Below are 17,017 nucleotides of genomic sequence, written 5' to 3' on the forward strand. Positions count from 1 at the left end.
CCGCCTACAATCGGCTCCATGCGCCTCCAATCCCACGTACTGCCCTCCCTACTGACAGCCGCACTGCTGGCCGCCGCCTCGCTGGCGCAGGCCCAGGTGCCGCCCCCGCCCGATCTGGCGCGCGAGCCGGTCCCGGCCGATCGCAGCAACCAGAAGATCGAGCGCATCGTCGTGGAGGATGCCGGTTCGCGCGTGGACGAAGTCCGCGTCGGCGGGCAGACGCAGAGCATCACCGTGCAACCCAAGACCAATGTGCCGGGCTACGAAGTCAAACCGGCCGATGGCGTGCGCGCGCCGCTGCCTGTGCGCGAAGGCGCCAGCGGCGGCGGCGGCACGCGGGTCTGGAGCATCGGCAAGTTCTGACCGCCGGCACCCATGGCGGTTTTCACCGAAGTTCCGGAAGACGAAGCACGCGCCCTGATGGAGAGCCTGCGGCTGGGCGACTTGCAATCGCTGCGCGGCATCGAAGGCGGCATCGAGAACACCAACTACTTCGCGACCACCTCCGGTGGCGAATACGTGCTGACACTGTTCGAGCGCCTGACGTTCGCGCAACTGCCCTTCTACCTTCACCTCATGAAGCACCTGGCACTGCGGGGCATCCCGGTGCCGGACCCGCAGCCCGACGAGGCCGGTGACCTGCTGCACACGGTGTGCGGCAAGCCTGCCGCCGTGGTGAACAAGTTGAGCGGCAAAAGCCAGCTCTCACCCGGCATGGCGCACTGCGCCGCCGTGGGGCGCATGCTGGCGCGCATGCACGTGGCCGGGCGCGATTTCAACCGCAGCCAGCCCAATCTCCGAGGCTTGCCGTGGTGGAACGAGACGGTGCCCGTCGTCCTGCCCTTCCTCGACCCGAGCCAGGCCACGCTGCTGCGCGGCGAACTGGCCTTCCAGAACCACGTCGCCGCATCGTCCGCTTACGCCGCATTGCCGCGCGGCCCGGTGCATGCCGACCTGTTCCGCGACAACGTGATGTTCGACGGCGACGAACTCACCGGCTTCTTCGACTTCTATTTCGCAGGCGTCGACACCTGGCTGTTCGACCTGGCCGTCTGCATGAACGACTGGTGCATCGACCTGTCCACCGGCCGGCACGACGCAGGGCGCGCGCATGCCATGTTCACGGCCTACGATGCAACCCGTCCGCTGGCCCGCGCAGAACGCGAACTGCTGCCCGCCATGCTGCGCGCGGGTGCGCTGCGCTTCTGGATCTCCCGTCTATGGGACTTCCACCTTCCGCGTGAAGCCGCCATGCTGCAGCCCCACGATCCGACGCACTTCGAACGCGTGCTGCGCGAACGCGTCTCGCACCCCGTGACCGCACAGGCACTGAAGCCATGAAACTCAACCTGGTCCCCGCGCGCACCGGCGTTCAGTGGGTCAAGCTCGGTGTCCGCACGTTCTGGCAGCAGCCGCTGGCGCTGACCGGCCTCTTCTTCATGTACATGGCCGCCGTGGCCCTGCTATCGGCCGTGCCGTGGATCGGCCTCGTGCTCATGCTCGCCATCACGCCGGCCGCGACGCTGGGGCTCATGGTCGCCACGCAGGAAGCGACCAAGGGCCGCTTCCCCATGCCCGCCGTCCTGGTCAGCGCGTTCAAGGCTGGCCGCCAGCGGCTGCGCAGCATGATGCAGCTGGGTTTCATCTATGCGGCCGGCTCGCTGCTGGTCAACGCGATCGCCACGCTGATCCTGGGACAGCCGCCTGCTTCTTCACCCGGCGAGCAGGTCGACAAGGGCATGCTGCTGTTGCTGGCCCTGCACTTCCCGCTGGCGGTGATGTTCTGGTTCGCGCCGGCGCTGGTGCACTGGCACGGCATCACGCCCGCCAAGAGCCTGTTCTTCAGCGTGGTGGCGGTGTGGCGCAACTTCAGCGCGTTCACCGTCTACGGACTGCTGTGGACGCTGGTCATCGCTGCAGTCCTGATGGTCGCCACGCTGGTCATCGCCATGTTGGGTTCGCCGCAGATCGCCCCGGCCATTCTGATGCCCGTCGTGCTCACGCTGGCAGCCATGTTCTTCACCTCGATCTACTTCACGTTCATCGACAGTTTCACCGCAGAAGTACCAAGCTCTCCACCCCCACCGGACCCCACACCATGACACAGCACCACCTGCAAGGCCGTACCGAAAAAGAGATCCTCTGGTTCCAGCGTCGCGGCTTCCTGCAGGCGGCCGCTGCATGGACGGCGATGGGCGGCTTCGCAGCTGCGCACGCCCAACAGCGCAGCAACGTGGTGCAGATGGTGGGCGACGTGCAGGTCAACGGCCGGCGCTTTTCGTCACAACAGACCGTGCAGACCGGCGACGACATCCAGACCGGGCCGGGTGCAAGCCTGATCTTCGTCATCGGCAATGCGTCTTTCCAGGTGCGCCAGAACTCGCGGCTCACCGTGGAGCGCGGCCGATCGCTCACTGCAGTGAGCCTGTTGCGGCTGGTGACAGGCGCTGTCGCCAGCGTGTGGGGTAAGGGTTACGACCGCTCCATCGTCACGCCCACGCTGACGGCAGGCATCCGTGGAACGGGCGTGTACACCGAAGTCTTTCCCGAGCAGAACAGCCGCAGCTACTTCTGCAACTGCTATGGCGTGGTGAACATGGACGCGGGCGGCGATGCAGCCGTCAGCCGCGCGGACTACCACCAGGCCTTCTGGGGCGAGGTCGAACCGAAGAACGGACGCATGCTCACGCCCGCGCGTGCCATCAACCATACCGACGAAGAACTCGAGTTTCTCGCGCAGCTCATCGACCAGCGCACGGCGTGGCAGATTGCAGGCCGCAAGGGCGTGAAGGACGGCAAGGGCTACATGGACGAGCAGCCCGCCACGCCGCACCCGGCCGTGCGCTGACGGCGCGGGCCGGCTCGTCCGTCACTCCACCGGCGTGAGCTTGGCCACGCTGAGTGCGAGCCACTTCACGCCGTGGCGCGGGAAGTTGACCTGTGCACGTGCGTCGTCTCCCGCGCCTTCAAGCATGAGCACCGTGCCTTCCCCGAACTTGGTGTGGAAGACGCGCATGCCCTGCTTGAGGCCGTGGGCCGATGGCGCTTTCTGCGGCGGCGTGGGTGGGCTGGCGTAGCGCGCCGCATCCCAGCTGGCGCCGCCCGCTGAACTGCGCCCGCCGCTCGATGGAGGCCAACCGTCACCAGAGCGCTCGCGGCTGTATCCGCCACCCCCGAAGCCATAGCGGTCCGCCATCGGCTGCTGCTTCGGCGTCAGCCACTTGAGCGCCGACTCGGGCAGTTCGTCGAAAAACCGGCTCTTGACGTTGTAGCGCGTCTGCCCGTGCAGCATGCGCGTCTGCGAATGGCTGAGGTAGAGGCGTTTGCGCGCGCGCGTGATTGCCACGTACATCAGGCGGCGCTCTTCCTCCAGGCCCTGGTAGTCGCTCAGCGAGTTCTCGTGCGGGAAGAGGCCCTCTTCCATGCCGGTGATGAACACGCAGTCGAACTCCAGGCCCTTGGCGGAGTGCACAGTCATGAGTTGCACGGCGTCCTGCCCGGCCTGCGCCTGGTTGTCGCCCGACTCGAGCGCAGCGTGCGTGAGAAAGGCCGCCAGCGGGCTGAGCGTTTCCCCGGTCTCGGCGTCGGGCGGCACGTAATCCGGCGCCGGCTCGTTCGTCTCGGGCAGGCTCGGGTCCAGACCCTGGCTCGCGGGACTCTGGCGCAGTACGCCCGGGCCGAGCTCGTCGATGGGCAAAGCCACCGCATCACGGCCAAAGCCTTCCTGCGTGACGAAGCTTTCCGCCGCGTTGACCAGTTCCTCGAGGTTTTCCACGCGGTCCTGGCCTTCGCGCTCGGCACGATAGTGCTCGATGAGCCCGCTTTGCTCCAGCATCAGCTCGATGATCTCGCGCAGCGTGAGGCCCTGCGTCTGCTCACGCAGCACGTCGATCTTCGCCACGAATGCGCTGAGATTCGTTCCCGCTCGCCCGGTCACAGCGGCCGCTGCTTCGGTGAGCGACGTGCCCGCGGCACGCGCAGCGTCCTGCAACTGCTCGATGCTGCGCGCACCGATGCCACGTGGCGGGAAGTTCACGACACGCAGGAAACTGGTGTCGTCGTTGCGGTTCTCCAGCAGGCGCAGATACGCCAGCGCGTGCTTGATTTCCGCGCGTTCGAAAAAGCGCAGGCCGCCATAGACGCGGTAGGGCATGCCGACATTGAACAGCGCGGTTTCGATGACGCGGCTTTGCGCATTGCTGCGGTAGAGCACGGCGATTTCCTTGCGCTCGTTGCCATCGCGCACCAGTTGACGCATCTCGTCGACCATCCACTGCGCCTCGGCGAGGTCACTTGTCGATTCATAGACGCGCACCGGCTCGCCCGGCCCCTGCGTCGTGCGCAGGTTCTTGCCGAGGCGGTTGCGGTTGTGGCTGATGAGTTCGTTGGCCGAGTCGAGGATGTTGCTGTAGCTGCGGTAGTTCTGTTCCAGCTTGATCTGGTGCTGCACGTTGAACTCGCGCACGAAGTCAGCCATGTTGCCCACGCGCGCACCACGGAAAGCGTAGATGCTCTGGTCGTCGTCGCCCACGGCGAACACCGCGTTGTGCTGCCCCGCGAACATCTTGATCCACGCGTACTGCAGCTTGTTGGTGTCCTGGAACTCGTCGATCAGGATGTGGCGGAAGCGCCGCTGGTAATGCTCGCGCACCGCGTCGTTGTCACGCAGAAGTTCATAGCTGCGCAGCATGAGCTCGCCGAAATCCACCACGCCTTCGCGCTGGCACTGGTCTTCGTACAGCTGGTAGATCTCGATCTTCTTGCGCGTGTCCGAGTCGGGCGCTTCCACGTCCTTCGCGCGCAGGCCGTCTTCCTTGCAACCGGAGATGAACCACTGCGTCTGCTTGGCAGGGAAACGCTCTTCGTCGATGTTGAACTGTTTCATCAGCCGCTTGATGGCCGAGAGCTGGTCCTGCGTGTCGAGGATCTGGAACGACTGCGGCAGGTTTGCCAGCTTGTAGTGCGCGCGCAGGAAGCGGTTGCACAGGCCGTGGAACGTACCGATCCACATGCCGCGCACGTTGACCGGCAGCATGGCAGTCAGGCGCGTCATCATTTCCTTCGCGGCCTTGTTGGTGAAGGTCACGGCCATCAGCCCGCCCGGCGTGACACGACCCGTCTGCAGCAGCCAGGCGATGCGCGTGGTGAGCACGCGGGTCTTGCCCGAGCCGGCGCCGGCCAGGATCAGCGCAGGCTCGTCGGGAAGGATGACGGCAGCGCGCTGTTCGTCGTTGAGGCTGGCAATCAGAGGACTCAGCGGAATCGTGTCCTGCGTCTGCGGGGGATCGGGAAAAAGCATCCCTGCATTGTAGGAAGCCGGCAGGCCTTTCCGCGTCAGCAAGCCGCTAGATGAGCGCGCATGTCGGCCTCATATGTCCATGCATATGAAGGGGCCGCAGCACGGGGGTAGAATCAGTCACCGGGCCCAAGTTTCTTGCGCCCGGTTTTTTGTTGCCGCACCCCTTCCAAGGGTGTTTCAGGCCACGAAGACCGGCCAGGCCAAGCGCTCACTCGTTTCTCAACGATTCCTTCTGGAGCTTGGTTTCAATCATGGAAATTTTCGACTACGACAACGTCCTGCTGCTGCCGCGCAAGTGCCGCGTGGAAAGCCGTTCCGAATGCGACGCCAGCGTGGAGCTGGGCGGCCGCAAGTTCCGCCTGCCGGTGGTGCCCGCCAACATGAAAACGGTGGTGGACGACGACATCAGCCTCTGGCTGGCGAAGAACGGCTATTTCTACGTCATGCACAGGTTCGACCTGGACAACGTGAAGTTCACGCGCGACATGAAGGCGCAGGGCCTGTACGCATCCATCTCTCTGGGCGTGAAGAAGGCGGACTACGAGACGGTGGACCGCTTCGTCGCCGAGGGCCTGGTGCCCGAATACATCACCATCGACATCGCGCACGGCCACGCCGACAGCGTGAAGAACATGATCGGCTACCTGAAGGAAAAGCTGCCCGCCTCGTTCGTGATCGCCGGCAACGTGGGTACGCCCGAAGCGGTGATCGACCTGGAGAACTGGGGCGCGGATGCGACCAAGGTCGGCATCGGCCCGGGCAAGGTCTGCATCACCAAGCTCAAGACCGGCTTCGGCACCGGCGGCTGGCAGTTGTCGGCGCTCAAGTGGTGCGCGCGCGTGGCGACCAAGCCCATCATCGCGGACGGCGGCATCCGCTGTCATGGCGACATTGCCAAGAGCATCCGATTCGGTGCGTCGATGGTGATGATCGGCTCGCTGTTCGCCGGCCACGAGGAATCGCCCGGCAAGACGGTGGAAGTCGACGGAGAACTGTTCAAGGAGTACTACGGCTCCGCCAGCGACTTCAACAAGGGCGAATACAAGCACGTCGAAGGCAAGCGCATCCTGGAGCCGGTCAAGGGCAAGCTCGCCGACACGCTCATCGAGATGGAACAGGACGTGCAGAGCTCCATCAGCTACGCCGGCGGCAAGAAGCTGATGGATGTGCGCAAAGTGAACTACGTCATCCTCGGCGGCGACAACGCAGGCGAACACCTGCTGATGTAGGCACGCCCGCCAGCCCTCCTCCGGGGGTTAGGCGAGCAGATCCAGAGCCAGCCGGTGCAGCCGTTCACCAGGCTGCGTCAGCGCCTCGACAATGCTGAAATGGTTGCGTCGCAGATGCGCCTCGCACACCGGCACCGTCTTCTTGCCCCAGACTTCCTGGATCAGCACGTTCTGGCGCAGGAACTCCGCGCTTTCGTCCGCGCCCGCGACCGTATAGAGCACGCCGCTGCGCGGCTTGGGCAGCAGGGCCGGACTGGCCTTGCGCGCCTGCTCCGGCGTGAGACGCAACGCGTCTTTCAGGAAAGGCGTGTGCATGATCGGGTCGAGATCGTACAGACCCGAAATGGAGAGCGCGTTCTTCACCAGCCGCTCCGGTAGCGTCGCGTCGTAGGCACGCCAGACGCAGGCCATCAGCATTGCCGCCAGATGGCCGCCGGCCGAATGCCCCACCACCGTGATGCGCCCGGGATCGCCCCCGAAGCGCGCGATGTTGCGGAATGTCCACGCCAGCGCCTTCACCATCTGGAGCGTGATGTCGGGAATGGTCACGGCCGGGCACAGTGCGTAGTTCGGCACGACGACGCAGGCACCGGCTTGCGTCAGCTCCGGCGCAATGAAGGAATGGTCGGCCTTGTCCAGCGAGCGCCAATACCCACCGTGGATGAACACCAGCACCGGGCCCAGGCCGTGCCCCGACCGCGCAGGGAAGATGTCCAGCGTCTCCTGCGGGCCATCGCCGTAGGCGAGGTCGACCTCGCAACGCTGCGTCGCGCGCGCCAGCGCAGACTGAGCCGCCCAGCGCGAGAAATAGTCCGCATGATCGGGCACCAGCGCCCTGTTGTTGTACATGCGGTCCAGCCACTCGGGGTTGTAGTTGGTAGTCATAGCTTGGCTCCTGCACCCCTTGCGGGCAACGGGCGATATTGACACAGACACATGACGCTGGCGGTTGCTACCGGAAGCAACAATTTTTGCGGCATAATAGAGGGCTTGCTGCTACTCCAAGCGCATCTTGCTACAATAAAGCTCGTTGTGGGGGGGTAGCTCAGCTGGGAGAGCGTCGCGTTCGCAATGCGAAGGTCGGGAGTTCGATCCTCCTCCTCTCCACCATGACAGTTTTCGCGTGGGTTCTTAGCTCAGTTGGTAGAGCAGCGGACTCTTAATCCGTAGGTCGAGTGTTCGAGTCACTCAGGACCCACCACCGACAAAGGGACTTGGTTCAGACCAAGTCCCTTTTTCTTTGTCTGTCACCCTTCATTCACTGTTGCTGCTGCAACGCATGAAGCATCGCCCCCATCCGCTCATGGATCAGGTTGACGGCCTTGAGCGGTCGCAGCATCACCTTGAACTCGGTGACCTTGCCTTCGTCGTTCCACTTGATGATGTCCACACCGTTGACCAGTGTGCCGTCGATGGTCGTTTCGAATTCGAGCATCGCGTCGTTCGGGCCGATGATCTGGCGCACATAGCGGAAGCTGTCGTTGAAGAACACCTGGAACGCCGCGGCGAGATACCAGGCAGTCAGCGTCTTGCCGGTTTGCGGCTTGTGAACCACAGGCGAGAAGAACACGCAGTCGTCCGCCAGAAAAGTGCCGAGCTCGACCGGGTCGCGGCGCTGCATGATCCTGTGCCATTGGTCGATCGGGTGTTGTTGCATGTCGTCGTCTCCTTCAACTCATCAGCGCGCGCGTCATTTCCGCTGCAGGGATTTCCCGGCAGCCACTCGCGTTCTGGCCGGACCACAGCGGCGTGAAGTCGCCACTGCCCTGCTTCTCGGCGGCCGCGCGCAGCGGGGCGATGCCCGAAGTGGCCAGCGGAAATTCCGGCGACAGGGCGCTGATGGGCCCGAGCTCCCGCATGACGCGGTTGACGATGCCGCGCGCGGGCCGGCCGGTGAACAGGTTGGTCAGCGCCGTTGTGCGCGCTGCATCGCTCTTGATCGCGGCGCGATGGACGGCACTGGTCGTGGCTTCGGGGCACAGCAGGTACGCGGTGCCGACCTGCACGCCGGCTGCACCGAGCGCCAGCGCAGCTTTCACGCCTTGCGCGTCGGCAATGCCCCCGGCGGCGATCACTGGCAGCTTCACTGCTTTCACAATCTGCGGCAACAGCGCGAAGGTGCCGGGCTGCGTGTCGACGCCGCCAGGCAGGAAATGCCCGCGATGCCCGCCCGCCTCGATGCCTTGCGCAATGACGGCGTCCACGCCGTGCGCCTGCAGCCATACGGCCTCGTCCACCGTCGTGGCGGACGAGAGGATCTTCGAGCCCCAGCTACGCACGCGGTCGAGCAATTCGTTGGACGGTAACCCGAAATGGAAGCTCACGACCGGCGGGCGGAAATCTTCGAGGAGGTCGGCCGCTTCATGACTGAACGGCGTGCGGCCCGGACCGACAGGAATGCTTTGCGGATCGATACCGAGCTCTTCGTAATACTGCGTCAGCGCCCGACGCCATGCAGCTTCGCGCGCTTCATCGGGTTCGGGCGGCTGGTGGCAGAAGAAGTTGACGTTGTACGGCTTGTCCGTCTGCGCGCGGATGGCTTCGATCTCCTTGCGCATCGCATCGAGGCCGAGCATGGCGCAGGGCAATGAGCCCAGCCCGCCGGCGTTCGATACGGCAATGGTCAAAGCACTGCCCTGCACACCGGCCATGGGCGCCTGAACCAGCGGAAGCGACGTTCCGAGCAGATCGGTAAGGGATGTCGTGATTGATGGCGCCTGGCTCATCGGTGAGTCTCCGCGTGTAGGACCTGCGGAGTATGACGCGACTCGCCGCGCCGGGTCAGTGCACGCGTTTCTGGTTCGGCTGGTCCGGATCGCCCGGAAGCTTGACGGGCGCGATCACGCCTTTTTCGGGGTCGATCACCGGCGTTTCCGGCTCGGGCGAACCGGGCTTGGGGTCCGGGGTGATCGGCGGAAACGGCTCCGGCGGAGGAACACCGCCATTCGTCTGCGCGTGCCTTGCGGGAGATTGGTACACGGTGTCCCTTTCAGTGCAACGCGGCATTGCTGTCCATCATGCGCTGATGCATGACTTTCAGGCGGGAATGGGCTGCATCGAGCGCCTCGAAGGCGGCCTGGATGGCGGGCAAGTCGGGCTGGCGCGCGCGCAACAAGGCCTCGTACGTCGCCCGAAGGAAGTCGTAGTCCGCCATCGCATTGATGGGCTGGGAGGGTCGGGTGAATGCGTCTGCTGCGTACATGTCTGACTCCTTGTTCAGCCACCGGTGCCGGCTGCGGCGGGAATGTCGTCTGCCGTTCCGCGCACGCTTTCCTTGGTGCGGCGGGCGAGAAGGCGGCCCAACTCATCGTTGAATGCGGGAATGTCGTCGGGCTTGCGGCTGCTGACCCAGTTGTCGTCCACGTGCGCAGCTTCGTCGACCCATTTGCCGCCTGCGTTTCGCACGTCATCGGCCAGACTCGGCCAGCTGGTGATGGTCCGACCCTTCACCAGCCCTGCCGACACCAGCAGCCACGGCCCATGGCAGATGACTGCGAGCGGCTTGCCTGCGCGATCCATGTGCTTCACGAACTTCTGCGCACGCACATCGGTGCGCAAGGCATCCGAGTTCTGCACACCACCAGGCAACAGCACCGCATCGAAATCGTCGGCGCGCGCTTCATCCAGCGTCAGATCGACATCGAAGAAATCACCCGGCTGATCATGGTGGAAGCCTTGGATCTTTCCGCTGCCGGGGGACACGAGCTTGGTGATGACGCCCATTTCATGGAGTGCATCGACCGGACCAGTCATTTCCACCTGCTCGAATCCGTCGGTGGCGAGCACCGCCACATGCAAACCGCCCAGCAAATGCTGTGCTGGGCGCTTGACGGGCGAAGCAGCGGAAGCCGCCATCACGAAGTCCAGCCCTGAGCGGCCTTGGCCGGCTGGCCGGGGCGGTGTTGTTGCGGGTCGATGACACGGAAAGGCCACGGCGTCTGCGGGCGCGCCCATGCGGGACGATCTTCGCGAAGCAGGTTTTGCGAAGATCGGTTCAACACGACGGAAGAGAGCGGGACGCTGGGGGCAACCATGGGCAACTCCTGGGTTTCGGACCGCAGAAGGTGCCGTCCATGAAACCGACTCTAAGGAGAAGCCCTGTCCGGGCGTATCGGAACTACACGTGCGTTGGAGTCAGACGTGTCTGACAACAGACCCGCTCTGCCTCGTCAGCTTACGGGCGCTTGGCGCGAGCAGGAGGCTTGCCGCCGGCCGGCTTGCTGAAGCTGCGCTTTGCATCGCGCGGCACGAACACCTTGCCACCATTGCCCGGGCGAGCCGGCCCACCATGGCCATGTCCGGGCTGGATGTGACCGGGTTGGCCGTAACCATGCTGTCCATGACCACGCTGGCCCCGACCGTCGTCGCTGCCATAGTTGCCGCGGCCACCGTCGAAGTTGCCGCCACGCGGCGCGCCGAAGCGCGCTTCAGGGTTGCTCTCGCCAAAACCCGGCTTGCGCCCGAAGCTCTGGCCACGGTCGAAGTCCTGGCCGCGACGTTCACGCTGCTGGCCGCCGAAACCGCCACCGCCGAAGTTGCCACCGCGACCACGGCCGCCACCATTGCCGCGTCCTTCGGGACGGCCGCCGCCCATGGACGGAGCACGCTGCTGCGGCTCCAGGCCGGGGATGACCTCGGCCTTGAGCGGCTGGCGGTTGTACGACTCGATCTCGAACATGCGGCGGCGGTCACGGAATTCCGCGAAGGTCACGGCGATGCCGTCACGGCCTGCGCGGCCGGTGCGGCCGATGCGGTGGGTGTAATCCTCGGCCTTCATCGGCAGGCCGAAATTGAAGACGTGGGTGATCGTGGGGACGTCGATGCCGCGTGCGGCGACGTCGGTCGCCACCAGGATCTGCACCTGGCCGTTGCGCAGCGCCATCAGGCGGCGGTTGCGCATGCCCTGGCTCAGCGCGCCGTGCAATGCGACAGCGCTGAAGCCTTCCTGCTGCAGCTCTTCGGCCAGTGCATCGCATTCGATCTGCGTACTGGCAAAGACGATGGCCTGGTTGATACTCGAATCGCGCAGCCAGTGGTCCAGCAGCTTGCGCTTGTGCTGGCCGTTGTCGGCCCAGAACATCACCTGTCGGATGTTGGCGTGCTTTTCCTGCGGCGAGTCGATCTGCACACGTTGCGGCTCGCGCATGACGCGCGCAGCCAGCTGCTGGATGCGGGGCGCGAACGTCGCGCTGAACATCATGGTCTGGTGGCGGCGGATGGTGAGCTGGTTGACTTCGGCGAGGTCGTCGGAGAAGCCCAGATCCAGCATGCGGTCGGCTTCGTCGACCACCAGGAACTGCACCTGCTCGAGCTTGAGTTGACCACCGCGCTGCAGGTCCAGCAGACGGCCGGGCGTCGCCACCACGAGGTTGGCGTTCTGCAGCTTGGCCACCTGCATCGCGTAGGGCATGCCGCCCACGACGTTGGCGACGCGCAGGCCCTTGCAATGACGCACCAGGTCGATGGCATCGTGCGCCACCTGCTGCGCGAGTTCACGCGTGGGGCACAGCACCAGCGCGCCGGGCGCGGCGGGCTTGAAGTTGCGGGGGTTGGTCGGGTCCTTGCGCTTGGCGCGCTTGGGGACGGGTTCGCCACGCGCGGCGGCTTCATCCACCTGCTTCTGCCAGGCTGCTGCTTCGTCGCGCATCTGTTGCTGTTGTTGCAGCAGCAGGGTGTGGAGCACCGGCAGCAGGAAGGCCGCAGTCTTGCCGCTGCCGGTCTGGCTGGAGACCATCAAGTCGTTGAATTGCGCGCCACCGTAGTCAGCCTGGTCTTCGCCTTCGATGGCAGCGCCTTGCATGGCGAGCGGAATGGTGCGCGCCTGCACGGTGGTGGGCTGTTCGAAGCCGAGGTCGGCCACAGCCTGGACGAGTTCGGGTGCGAGGCCGAGCTGCACAAAGCCGTTGGGCACTGCCGCGGTTGTGTTGGCTTCCGCAGAAACGCCGGAGATGGCATTGGCGGAGATGGAATTGGTTTCGTCGGCGAACACGCCGTTGGCCGGACCTGCGTCCAGATCGAAAGAGTCAGTCATTGAACGTCCGCACCCTTGAGGGGTTGCGGCCTTGTCTGCATGGTTGCTGAAGACATCAACCATCAGACGAAGTCAACGACGGCAAAGAAGCACAGGCCGGCGCGGGTGGTCTGGCAAGCCGCACGGTGGCGAAAAGCAGACCCAATGTGTGAGGTGGATGCGCGTAAACGCGCCTTTTTCCGGACGCGAGCCTGCGATTATTGCACGGATCCGGGTTTTTACCTAGCCCTGTGTTTGCGGGTCCGGCATGCGAAGGAAATGCTCGCGGTAGTAGGCGAGTTCGTCGATGGATTCGTGCACATCCGCCAGCGCCGTATGCGCCTGCTGCTTCTTGAATGCGTTGTAGACCTCGGGCCGCCAGCGCTTGGCCAGCTCCTTCAGGGTGCTCACGTCCAGGTTACGGTAGTGGAAAAAAGCCTCGAGCTTCGGCATGTACTTCACGAGGAAGCGCCGGTCCTGGCTGATGGTGTTGCCGCACATGGGGGAACCGTTGCGCGGAACGTACTTCGACAGGAAATCGAGAATCTGCACTTCCGCATCGGCTTCGGTGATCGTCGACGCCTTCACCTTGTCGATCAGCCCGCTGCGACCGTGCGTGCCCTTGTTCCAGGCGTCCATGGCGTCGAGCTGCGCGTCGCTTTGATGGATGACGAGCACCGGCCCTTCGATGCGCGGCGTGAGATCGGGCCCCGTGACGATGACGGCAATCTCGATGAGACGTTCCTTTTCGGGATCGAGCCCGGTCATTTCGCAATCCAGCCAGACCAGGTTCTGGTCGGACTTGGCAAGTACGGGAGCAGCAGCCGGCGCGGCTGCGGGAGCGGAGGTTTCAGGCATGCGGCATTGTCGCGCATGCGGATACGTCCCATGACCTAAACTCTCGCGCATGTCCGCCTCCCTCGCTTCACTGAGCCTCACCGGTGCGTTCGCCCTGGCCCTCGTGCTGGGCCTTGCGCTCAGGTTCTGGCTCGCCTCACGCCAGATCCGTCACGTGGCGCGCCATCGCGATACGGTGCCTGCCGCGTTCGCACAAACCATCACGACGCAGGCGCATCGCAAAGCCGCCGACTACACCGTCACAAAAGCACGCTTCGGCCTGCTCGAGATGGCGTTCGGTGCTGCAGTGCTGCTCGGCTGGACATTGCTCGGCGGGCTCGACTGGCTCAACCAGGCCCTGATGCAATGGATCGGTGGTGGCATGGCTCAACAACTCGCGCTGCTCGCAGGCTTCGTGCTGATCGGGAGCCTGCTTGAGCTGCCCTTCTCGCTCTACCAGACCTTCGTGATCGAAGAACGCTTCGGCTTCAACAAGATCACGCCGAAGCTGTGGTTCAGCGATCTGGTGAAGTCCGTCGTGCTGGGCGCGGCCATCGGCTTGCCGCTCGCGGCGCTGATCCTCTGGCTCATGGGCGCGGCCGGCTCGCTCTGGTGGTTGTGGGCGTGGGGCGTGTGGATGGGCTTCAACCTGCTGGCCCAGCTGATCTACCCGACATTCATTGCGCCGCTGTTCAACAAGTTCCAGCCACTCGAAGACGATGCAACGCGTGAACGCGTCACCAGTCTCATGCAGCGCTGCGGCTTCAAGGCGCGCGGACTTTTCGTGATGGACGGCAGCCGGCGCAGCGCGCATTCCAATGCCTACTTCACCGGCTTCGGAGCGTCCAAGCGCGTCGTGTTCTACGACACGCTGCTCGCACGCCTGTCGCCCGGTGAAGTGGACGCCGTGCTCGCCCATGAGCTCGGCCATTTCCGCCACAACCACATCCGCAAGATGCTGGCGGGCCTCTTCGCGATGAGTCTGGCTGGCTTTGCGCTGCTGGGCTGGCTGTCCACGCAAAGCTGGTTCTACACAGGCCTGGGCGTCACACCGAACCTGCAGGACGGTGCGCCGAACGATGCGCTGGCCCTGCTGCTTTTCCTGCTGGCCGTGCCGGTGTTCACCGTGTTCATTTCCCCGTTGTTCGCGCAACTCTCGCGCAAGCACGAGTTCGAGGCCGACGCGTATGCCATCTCGCAGACGAGCGGCGCAGACCTGTCCTCCGCATTGCTCAAGCTCTACGAAGACAATGCTTCCACACTGACGCCCGACCCGGTGTTCGTGAAGTTCTACTATTCCCACCCACCCGCCTCCGAACGCCTCGCACGGATGGCTTCAGGAGTTCCCGCATGACGTCCATGCTCAAGAAGCGCGACTGGTCGACCACGCCGCGCCGCGCCCTCACCCCCACCGAGATCGTGTCGCGCCTGGCGCGCCTGGAGGGCTGGAAGCTCGACGGCGACGGCGAAAACGTCGCCATCGAGAAGACATACTCGTTCGCGAACTACTACGAGACCATCTCGTTCGTGAACGCGCTTGCCTTTGTCGCCAACGCGCAGGACCATCACCCCGACCTGTCGGTCCACTACAACCGCTGCGTGGTGCGTTTCAACACGCACGACGTGAACGGCATTTCCGAAACCGACTTCGAATGCGCGACGCAGGCCGACGCGCTCGTGGCCTGAGACTGGCGCGTTGAGCAAGACCGCTGCCGCAACAACTTCCGGACCGCAGGACGGCCTGGTGGTCGCCAGCCACGGCCGGCACTGCGTTGTCGAGTCTGATGATGGAACCCGGCGCATCTGCCATCCACGCGGAAAGAAAAGCCAGTCCGTCGTGGGGGATCGCGTGCTCTGGCAGGCCTCGCAGGACGAAGGGACCATCGAACGCGTGCAGCCACGGCGCAACCTGTTCTACCGCCAGGACGAAATCCGCACCAAATCGTTCGCGGCCAATCTGGACTTCGTGCTGATCCTGATCGCGGCCGAGCCCGAGTTCTCGGAAAGCCAGCTTGCACGGGCATTGATCGCCGCGGAAGCTGAAGGCATCACGCCTGTCATCGGCCTCAACAAGCGTGACTTGCCGGAGCCGTTTGCGCGCGCCTGGGGACGCTTGTCGGCATATCGCGACATGGGCTATCGGATGTTGCCGCTCTCATTGCGTGCTGCAGGCGCGGAGGATGCAGCAACGCTGCGCGGACTGCTGCAAGGAAAGACGACTTTGGTCCTCGGCCCTTCCGGAGCGGGGAAAAGCACGCTGATCAATCTTCTTGTTCCGGGTGCCTCGGCGCAGACAGGCGAGATTTCGCAGGCCCTGAATTCGGGCAAGCACACGACGACGTCGACCACGTGGTACTGGGTGGATCGCGCCGCTCGCACCGCGCTGATCGATTCCCCGGGATTCCAGGAATTCGGCCTGAATCACGTGCAGCCCACCCAATTGCCGGCCTGCATGCCCGACATCCGGGCGCATGCGAGCGATTGCCGCTTCTACAACTGCACGCACATGCACGAGCCGGGATGTGGCGTGATCGAAGCGGTCAGCCCCAAGGGAACGATCACCGGCAACCGGTACCGGATCTATCGCGAGTTGTTCACGGAGCTTTCGCAGCCGCCGAATTACTGAACGTTCCGGGCAGCTCAGCCAAGCAACCGCGCCAGCGTGAGCAGCGCGAGCAGCACCATCCACATCACCACCGTCCGCCACACCAGGCCGACGATCTGCGCCAGGTGCGCCGTCTCAGGCTCCCGCCCGGGCGTGCTGCTGCCCCCCGGTGCAGGCTCGGCAGCAACGCCCGCAGCAGCCTGGAACCCCTGCGAACTATGGGGCAGGAAAGCGGGTTGCAGGCCCCGGCCCCCAAGCCGCACGTTGATGGCGCCAGCGGTAGCCGCCAGGATCACGCCGTCGTTGTCATTGGGAAAGCGTTGCGCGTGGTTGCGCCAGCCGTCGATCGCATCCTCGAAACTGCCCACCACGGCAAAACCAAGCGCCGTCACGCGTGCGGGAAACCAGTCCACCACCGTCCAGGCTGCAGCCGCCGCCCGCTCCAGCGCGGGACTGACGGGTTGCGCCTGTGCCGTGCTTCGACGACGCCAGTAGCGCGCCACGAATTCGGCCATGCGGTAGAGCACGGCGCCGGCAGGCCCCAGACCCAGTGCGGCAAGGATGGAGAACCAACAGAGCACGCCAAATACATGGCGATGTGCAGCGAGCACGGAGTACTCGATGACATGGCGGACGATTTCGCTGCGCGGCAACTCGCTCGCGTCCACCTGTTGCCATTGCGCGAGCAGTTCACGCGCCTTGTCTTCGTCACCCTCTTCGAGCGCATCACGGATGCCCGTGAAGTGATGGCTGAATTGCCTGAAGCCGAGCGTGACATACAGGATGGCCACGCTCCAGAGCACCGCAAACGGCCAACCGATGGTGAGTGCCAGCAGCCAATGCACGCCCAGCGCCACCAGCGCGGGCAGGGCCACCGCCAGCGACCAGGCGACCCAGCCGTGGTGCGATTTGCCTGCGTCGAAATTGCGGCTGGCCCAGCGCGTCCAGACCCGCAAGCCGGCATGAACCGGATTGTCCCGCGCGAGGGGACGCACTTGCTCCAGCAACAGGGCGAACAGGATCGCGAAAAAACTCAT

19 protein-coding genes and 2 tRNA genes are annotated in these 17,017 nt (G+C 64.6%); 10 read left to right on the forward strand and 11 right to left on the reverse strand.

From position 1 onward, the window contains the following. Nucleotides 1–18 precede the first annotated feature (18 nt). The 4 genes from ACO2Q9_RS17130 to ACO2Q9_RS17145 are packed head-to-tail and all read left to right on the forward strand — an operon-like array spanning nucleotide 19 to nucleotide 2,848. Nucleotides 19–363, forward strand: a complete 345-nt coding sequence (locus tag ACO2Q9_RS17130) for a hypothetical protein (RefSeq protein WP_423312993.1) — start codon at nucleotides 19–21, stop codon at nucleotides 361–363. A gap of 12 nt (nucleotides 364–375) precedes the next feature. Then, entirely contained in the window at nucleotides 376–1,341 is a 966-nt protein-coding gene (locus ACO2Q9_RS17135; protein ID WP_423312994.1) for a homoserine kinase, read from the forward strand. Then, nucleotides 1,338–2,102 carry a BPSS1780 family membrane protein gene (locus tag ACO2Q9_RS17140; protein WP_423312995.1) on the forward strand — a complete coding sequence of 255 codons (765 nt, stop codon included), beginning with the start codon at nucleotides 1,338–1,340 and terminating at the stop codon, nucleotides 2,100–2,102. Before ACO2Q9_RS17135 ends, ACO2Q9_RS17140 begins: the two co-directional genes overlap by 4 nt. Next, entirely contained in the window at nucleotides 2,099–2,848 is a 750-nt protein-coding gene (locus ACO2Q9_RS17145) for an iron dicitrate transport regulator FecR (RefSeq protein ID WP_423312996.1), read from the forward strand. The genes ACO2Q9_RS17140 and ACO2Q9_RS17145 overlap by 4 nt, the downstream gene beginning before the upstream one ends. A 21-nt stretch (nucleotides 2,849–2,869) precedes the next feature. Here ACO2Q9_RS17145 and ACO2Q9_RS17150 read toward each other — a convergent pair whose 3' ends face one another. Then, entirely contained in the window at nucleotides 2,870–5,299 is a 2,430-nt protein-coding gene (locus ACO2Q9_RS17150; RefSeq protein WP_423312997.1) for a UvrD-helicase domain-containing protein, read from the reverse strand. A gap of 251 nt (nucleotides 5,300–5,550) precedes the next feature. Between ACO2Q9_RS17150 and ACO2Q9_RS17155 the strand changes: the two genes are divergently transcribed. Continuing rightward, the gene (locus ACO2Q9_RS17155; RefSeq protein WP_423312998.1) at nucleotides 5,551–6,528 is read left to right on the forward strand and encodes a GMP reductase; all 978 of its coding nucleotides are present in this window, start codon (nucleotides 5,551–5,553) and stop codon (nucleotides 6,526–6,528) included. Nucleotides 6,529–6,555: 27 nt separating this feature from the next. Here the strand turns inward: ACO2Q9_RS17155 and ACO2Q9_RS17160 are convergent, their stop codons facing one another. Continuing rightward, nucleotides 6,556–7,413, reverse strand: a complete 858-nt coding sequence (locus ACO2Q9_RS17160) for an alpha/beta hydrolase (RefSeq protein ID WP_423312999.1) — start codon at nucleotides 7,411–7,413, stop codon at nucleotides 6,556–6,558. Nucleotides 7,414–7,562: 149 nt separating this feature from the next. Between ACO2Q9_RS17160 and ACO2Q9_RS17165 the strand changes: the two genes are divergently transcribed. Both ACO2Q9_RS17165 and ACO2Q9_RS17170 read left to right on the forward strand, forming a co-directional pair. Continuing rightward, nucleotides 7,563–7,638, forward strand: a tRNA-Ala gene (locus ACO2Q9_RS17165). 15 nt (nucleotides 7,639–7,653) lie between these two features. Then, nucleotides 7,654–7,729 (forward strand) — tRNA-Lys (locus ACO2Q9_RS17170). Between the two features lie 57 nt (nucleotides 7,730–7,786). Here the strand turns inward: ACO2Q9_RS17170 and ACO2Q9_RS17175 are convergent. The 8 genes from ACO2Q9_RS17175 to orn form a co-directional block, all read right to left on the reverse strand. Further along, the gene (locus tag ACO2Q9_RS17175; RefSeq protein ID WP_423313000.1) at nucleotides 7,787–8,185 is read right to left on the reverse strand and encodes a nuclear transport factor 2 family protein; all 399 of its coding nucleotides are present in this window, start codon (nucleotides 8,183–8,185) and stop codon (nucleotides 7,787–7,789) included. Between the two features lie 13 nt (nucleotides 8,186–8,198). Then, nucleotides 8,199–9,254: an NAD(P)H-dependent flavin oxidoreductase gene (locus ACO2Q9_RS17180; protein WP_423313001.1), complete on the reverse strand. Its 1,056-nt coding sequence runs from the start codon at nucleotides 9,252–9,254 to the stop codon at nucleotides 8,199–8,201. Between the two features lie 55 nt (nucleotides 9,255–9,309). Further along, a complete protein-coding gene (locus ACO2Q9_RS17185; protein ID WP_423313002.1) occupies nucleotides 9,310–9,507 on the reverse strand; it encodes a hypothetical protein in 198 nt (65 codons plus the stop codon). 10 nt (nucleotides 9,508–9,517) lie between these two features. Next, nucleotides 9,518–9,730, reverse strand: a complete 213-nt coding sequence (locus ACO2Q9_RS17190; RefSeq protein WP_423313003.1) for a hypothetical protein — start codon at nucleotides 9,728–9,730, stop codon at nucleotides 9,518–9,520. A gap of 14 nt (nucleotides 9,731–9,744) precedes the next feature. Beyond that, on the reverse strand, nucleotides 9,745–10,383 hold the full coding sequence (locus ACO2Q9_RS17195; protein WP_423313004.1) for a type 1 glutamine amidotransferase domain-containing protein: 639 nt from the start codon (nucleotides 10,381–10,383) through the stop codon (nucleotides 9,745–9,747). After that, entirely contained in the window at nucleotides 10,383–10,562 is a 180-nt protein-coding gene (locus tag ACO2Q9_RS17200) for a hypothetical protein (protein ID WP_423313005.1), read from the reverse strand. The genes ACO2Q9_RS17195 and ACO2Q9_RS17200 overlap by 1 nt, the downstream gene beginning before the upstream one ends. A gap of 140 nt (nucleotides 10,563–10,702) precedes the next feature. Further along, on the reverse strand, nucleotides 10,703–12,559 hold the full coding sequence (locus tag ACO2Q9_RS17205; protein ID WP_423313006.1) for a DEAD/DEAH box helicase: 1,857 nt from the start codon (nucleotides 12,557–12,559) through the stop codon (nucleotides 10,703–10,705). 222 nt (nucleotides 12,560–12,781) lie between these two features. Continuing rightward, entirely contained in the window at nucleotides 12,782–13,396 is a 615-nt protein-coding gene (gene orn / locus ACO2Q9_RS17210; RefSeq protein ID WP_423313007.1) for an oligoribonuclease, read from the reverse strand. Nucleotides 13,397–13,445: 49 nt separating this feature from the next. Here orn and ACO2Q9_RS17215 point away from each other — a divergent pair, with 49 nt between their 5' ends. The 3 genes from ACO2Q9_RS17215 to rsgA are packed head-to-tail and all read left to right on the forward strand — an operon-like array spanning nucleotide 13,446 to nucleotide 16,001. Further along, complete coding sequence (locus ACO2Q9_RS17215; protein WP_423313008.1) at nucleotides 13,446–14,729, forward strand: M48 family metallopeptidase; 1,284 nt, start codon at nucleotides 13,446–13,448, stop codon at nucleotides 14,727–14,729. After that, nucleotides 14,726–15,061, forward strand: coding sequence for a 4a-hydroxytetrahydrobiopterin dehydratase (locus ACO2Q9_RS17220; protein WP_423313009.1), 336 nt, complete (start codon nucleotides 14,726–14,728; stop codon nucleotides 15,059–15,061). The genes ACO2Q9_RS17215 and ACO2Q9_RS17220 overlap by 4 nt, the downstream gene beginning before the upstream one ends. A gap of 10 nt (nucleotides 15,062–15,071) precedes the next feature. Next, nucleotides 15,072–16,001, forward strand: a complete 930-nt coding sequence (rsgA, locus tag ACO2Q9_RS17225) for a ribosome small subunit-dependent GTPase A (RefSeq protein ID WP_423313010.1) — start codon at nucleotides 15,072–15,074, stop codon at nucleotides 15,999–16,001. Nucleotides 16,002–16,015: 14 nt separating this feature from the next. Here rsgA and ACO2Q9_RS17230 read toward each other — a convergent pair whose 3' ends face one another. After that, nucleotides 16,016–17,017, reverse strand: coding sequence for a CobD/CbiB family protein (locus ACO2Q9_RS17230; protein WP_423313011.1), 1,002 nt, complete (start codon nucleotides 17,015–17,017; stop codon nucleotides 16,016–16,018).

Origin of the sequence: Variovorax sp. VNK109, from assembly GCF_049445855.1 — a bacterium.
GTDB lineage: Bacteria > Pseudomonadota > Gammaproteobacteria > Burkholderiales > Burkholderiaceae_C > JAGOCV01.

Excerpts from the sequence above, each read along its gene's own strand:
- ACO2Q9_RS17130 (WP_423312993.1), top strand. The coding sequence starts at position 19 with ATGCGCCTCCAATCCCACGTACTGCCCTCCCTACTGACAGCCGCACTG.
- ACO2Q9_RS17135 (WP_423312994.1), top strand. The coding sequence starts at position 376 with ATGGCGGTTTTCACCGAAGTTCCGGAAGACGAAGCACGCGCCCTGATG.
- ACO2Q9_RS17140 (WP_423312995.1), top strand. The coding sequence starts at position 1,338 with ATGAAACTCAACCTGGTCCCCGCGCGCACCGGCGTTCAGTGGGTCAAG.
- ACO2Q9_RS17145 (WP_423312996.1), top strand. The coding sequence starts at position 2,099 with ATGACACAGCACCACCTGCAAGGCCGTACCGAAAAAGAGATCCTCTGG.
- ACO2Q9_RS17150 (WP_423312997.1), bottom strand. The coding sequence starts at position 5,299 with ATGCTTTTTCCCGATCCCCCGCAGACGCAGGACACGATTCCGCTGAGT.
- ACO2Q9_RS17155 (WP_423312998.1), top strand. The coding sequence starts at position 5,551 with ATGGAAATTTTCGACTACGACAACGTCCTGCTGCTGCCGCGCAAGTGC.
- ACO2Q9_RS17160 (WP_423312999.1), bottom strand. The coding sequence starts at position 7,413 with ATGACTACCAACTACAACCCCGAGTGGCTGGACCGCATGTACAACAAC.
- ACO2Q9_RS17175 (WP_423313000.1), bottom strand. The coding sequence starts at position 8,185 with ATGCAACAACACCCGATCGACCAATGGCACAGGATCATGCAGCGCCGC.
- ACO2Q9_RS17180 (WP_423313001.1), bottom strand. The coding sequence starts at position 9,254 with ATGAGCCAGGCGCCATCAATCACGACATCCCTTACCGATCTGCTCGGA.
- ACO2Q9_RS17190 (WP_423313003.1), bottom strand. The coding sequence starts at position 9,730 with ATGTACGCAGCAGACGCATTCACCCGACCCTCCCAGCCCATCAATGCG.
- ACO2Q9_RS17195 (WP_423313004.1), bottom strand. The coding sequence starts at position 10,383 with ATGGCGGCTTCCGCTGCTTCGCCCGTCAAGCGCCCAGCACAGCATTTG.
- ACO2Q9_RS17200 (WP_423313005.1), bottom strand. The coding sequence starts at position 10,562 with ATGGTTGCCCCCAGCGTCCCGCTCTCTTCCGTCGTGTTGAACCGATCT.
- ACO2Q9_RS17205 (WP_423313006.1), bottom strand. The coding sequence starts at position 12,559 with ATGACTGACTCTTTCGATCTGGACGCAGGTCCGGCCAACGGCGTGTTC.
- orn (WP_423313007.1), bottom strand. The coding sequence starts at position 13,396 with ATGCCTGAAACCTCCGCTCCCGCAGCCGCGCCGGCTGCTGCTCCCGTA.
- ACO2Q9_RS17215 (WP_423313008.1), top strand. The coding sequence starts at position 13,446 with ATGTCCGCCTCCCTCGCTTCACTGAGCCTCACCGGTGCGTTCGCCCTG.
- ACO2Q9_RS17220 (WP_423313009.1), top strand. The coding sequence starts at position 14,726 with ATGACGTCCATGCTCAAGAAGCGCGACTGGTCGACCACGCCGCGCCGC.
- ACO2Q9_RS17230 (WP_423313011.1), bottom strand. The coding sequence starts at position 17,017 with ATGAGTTTTTTCGCGATCCTGTTCGCCCTGTTGCTGGAGCAAGTGCGT.